General features: G+C 67.8%; 2 protein-coding genes. One reads left to right on the top strand and one right to left on the bottom strand.

What is annotated here, in order from left to right:
• Nucleotides 1-213: 213 nt before the first annotated feature.
• Nucleotides 214-942, bottom strand: a complete 729-nt coding sequence (locus ACFTZB_RS45395; protein WP_378442525.1) for a TetR/AcrR family transcriptional regulator — start codon at nt 940-942, stop codon at nt 214-216.
• A gap of 171 nt (nt 943-1,113) precedes the next feature.
• Here ACFTZB_RS45395 and ACFTZB_RS45390 point away from each other — a divergent pair.
• Nucleotides 1,114-1,800: amino acid permease (locus ACFTZB_RS45390; protein ID WP_378442523.1), on the top strand; the 687-nt coding region annotated here is incomplete at its 3' end.

Here is a 1,800-nt window from a genome sequence, read left to right as displayed (position 1 = left end):
GTCGTCGGCGGCGGCGTCGCGCGCCGCCCGGTCGAAGCGCAACTCGCCGTCCACAACCGGGGGCGGCACGTCCCGGGTCCGTGCGGCGGACACGCCCACGACAGCCGCAGCGGCGCCGGCAAGGGCGGCAGCGATCAACACGATTCGACGACTGGAGCGCATCAGATTCTCCCCGATGAATTCTACGGCCGGAGGGGCGATGTCCGCCGTCGGTCACGCGCCCGCCGGGGGCCGCGCCGCGTCGAGTCGCTGTAGCAGGGCGCGTGCGCCGTCGAGGAACAGTTCGAGTGCGTCGGGATACGCACTGCGGTCGGCGAGTCCCACCAGAAGTCCCGCGGTCGCCGCGATGTTCGGGTGGGTCTCAGCAGGCAGTTGCGTGTAGGACGACCGCCACAGTTCCCGGTCGGACTCGCGGACGTCGTCGGGTAGCGCGAGTTCGGCGCCGTCGAGTGCGGCGAACGCCAGCATCTGATCCACGAACGCGCGGTAGAGGCGGACGGCTGCACCGTCGGGAAAGCCCGCCTCACGCAGTATTCGGAGAATCGTGTCGACTACGGCTTGCTCGGAGGCGCGGCCGCTGACTCGGCTGGCCGACAGGACTGCCGCCTGCGGGTGGTCCAGATACGCCGCATGCGAACGTATTCCGAGTGCGTACAGGTCCCGCCACCAGTCCCCCGTGGGTTCCCACCCGTGAAACGACCGGCCGATCAGCTCGTCGGCGATCGCCAACGTCAGGTCGTCGATGCCGCGAAAGTACCGGTACAGGGTGCTCGGGTCGGCCCCCAGCGCAGCCCCGAGACGGCGAGCGGACAACCCTGCGCTGCCGTGATGCCGGAGTAACCGCAGCGCCGTCTCGATGATCGCCTGCTCCGAGAGAACCACACCCTGCTTCGTCGGCCTACGCCTCCTCCTGGGCGAGTCCGAGACCATCTGCTTCGCCAATTCCGGGGCTCCTCCCCTCGCATCTGCCTTATGCCAACACCGTTGACCGTGTCGACACCGACAGTGTTGCATGTCACAGGCAGGGAGCGAAAGCCCAGGCACCGGGCATGACAAGTCCGGATCGGCGCGTGGCATCGCACCCTCCCCACCCTTCGAGCGAAAGCGACGCAGATGGCAACAGTGAACGACGGCGCAGCCGGCGCGCCCAGGGCGACGGCCTTCCGCAAATCCCTCGGGGTCATGGACGGCATTGCGATCGCCGCCTCGAGTACCGCGGCGACAACCAGCATCGGTGTCGGATTGGGAGTCGTCGCCGCCGTGGTCGGTCTCCAGATGCCGGTGGTGCTGTTGCTGGCGTTCGTCCCCATTCTGGGAATTGCCAGCGGATATGCCCGGCTCAACCGGGTCGAACCCAACTGCGGCAACAGCTACGTCTGGGTGGGCCGCAGCCTCAGCCCGTGGCTGGGCTTCCTGACCGGCTGGATGGCCATCGTCGCCGTCGTCGTGTTCATGGCCTACACCACCGCGATCGCCGGGTCCGCGATCCTGCAGCTCGGCGGCATGGCCGGCGTGCACAGTATCGCCGGACTCCCCCTCGATCCCGATTCCACACTGCAGTCGACGTTGCTGGGACTCACGATCCTGGGAGCGGTGACGTTCACCGCCGTCCGCGGCGTCGCGGTCGCGGCGCGACTGCAGAAATACCTCCTCGTCTTCGAGTACGTCGTGCTGATCGGTTTCTGCGCGTACGGGCTGTTCGCCGGGAGCCAGCCGTTCTCGCTCTCCTGGTTCAACCCCTTCGCGATTCCGTCGTTCGCCGTGCTGGCGCAGGGCATGGTGATCGCGGTCTTCTTCTAC

This window comes from Rhodococcus sp. NPDC057014, from assembly GCF_042673295.1.
Taxonomy (GTDB): domain Bacteria; phylum Actinomycetota; class Actinomycetes; order Mycobacteriales; family Mycobacteriaceae; genus Rhodococcus_F.
This window is presented reverse-complemented; position numbering and strand designations above follow the sequence as displayed.